1 rRNA gene (running past one end of the window) is annotated in these 1,397 nt (G+C 56.7%); it reads right to left on the minus strand.

The annotated features are described in order from the left end of the window. Positions 1–6: 6 nt before the first annotated feature. Positions 7–1,397 (minus strand): 23S ribosomal RNA (locus ACZ6RT_RS37425) (it continues 1,379 nt past the right edge of the window).

Below are 1,397 nucleotides of genomic sequence, written 5' to 3' on the forward strand. Positions count from 1 at the left end.
TGCTTTGTGGTCAAGTCCTCGGCCTATTAGTACTGGTCAGCTCCACACATTACTGCGCTTCCACTTCCAGCCTATCAACCCGGTCGTCTCCCGGGAGCCTTACCCACTCTCGTGGTGGGAGACCTCATCTCAAGGCGAGCTTCCCGCTTAGATGCTTTCAGCGGTTATCCCTTCCGAACGTAGCCAACCAGCCGTGCTCCTGGCGGAACAACTGGCACACCAGAGGTTCGTCCGTCCCGGTCCTCTCGTACTAGGGACAGCTCCTTTCAAGTCTCCTGCGCGCGCAGCGGATAGGGACCGAACTGTCTCGCGACGTTCTAAACCCAGCTCGCGTACCGCTTTAATGGGCGAACAGCCCAACCCTTGGGACCTACTCCAGCCCCAGGATGCGACGAGCCGACATCGAGGTGCCAAACCATCCCGTCGATATGGACTCTTGGGGAAGATCAGCCTGTTATCCCCGGGGTACCTTTTAGCCGTTGAGCGACGGCGCTTCCACATGCCACCGCCGGATCACTAGTCCCAGCTTTCGCTCCTGCTCGACCCGTCGGTCTCACAGTCAAGCTCCCTTGTGCACTTACACTCGACACCTGATTGCCAACCAGGCTGAGGGAACCTTTGGGCGCCTCCGTTACTCTTTAGGAGGCAACCGCCCCAGTTAAACTACCCACCAGACACTGTCCCTGATCCGGATCACGGACCGAAGTTAGACGTTCAAAACGACCAGAGTGGTATTTCACCAATGACTCCACCACCACTAGCGTGACGGCTTCACAGTCTCCCACCTATCCTACACAAGACGTTCCAAACGCCAATGTCAAGCTATAGTGAAGGTCCCGGGGTCTTTCCGTCCTGCTGCGCGTAACGAGCATCTTTACTCGTAGTGCAATTTCGCCGGGTCTGCGGTTGAGACAGCGGGGAAGTCGTTACGCCATTCGTGCAGGTCGGAACTTACCCGACAAGGAATTTCGCTACCTTAGGATGGTTATAGTTACCACCGCCGTTTACTGGCGCTTAAGTTCTCAGCTTCGCGGAGTAAACTCCACTAACCGGTCCCCTTAACGTTCCAGCACCGGGCAGGCGTCAGTCCGTATACATCGTCTTACGACTTCGCACGGACCTGTGTTTTTAGTAAACAGTCGCTTCCCCCTGGCCTCTGCGACCCCCACCAGCTCACACAGCACGTGTGATCACCAGCGAAGGCCCCCCTTCTCCCGAAGTTACGGGGGCAATTTGCCGAGTTCCTTAACCACAGTTCACCCGATCGCCTTAGTATTCTCTACCTGACCACCTGAGTCGGTTTAGGGTACGGGCCGCCACGACACTCACTAGAGGCTTTTCTCGGCAGCATAGGATCACCCACTTCGCCACAATCGGCTCGGCATCACATCTCAGGA

The organism is Streptosporangium sp. NPDC050148 (assembly GCF_055586505.1).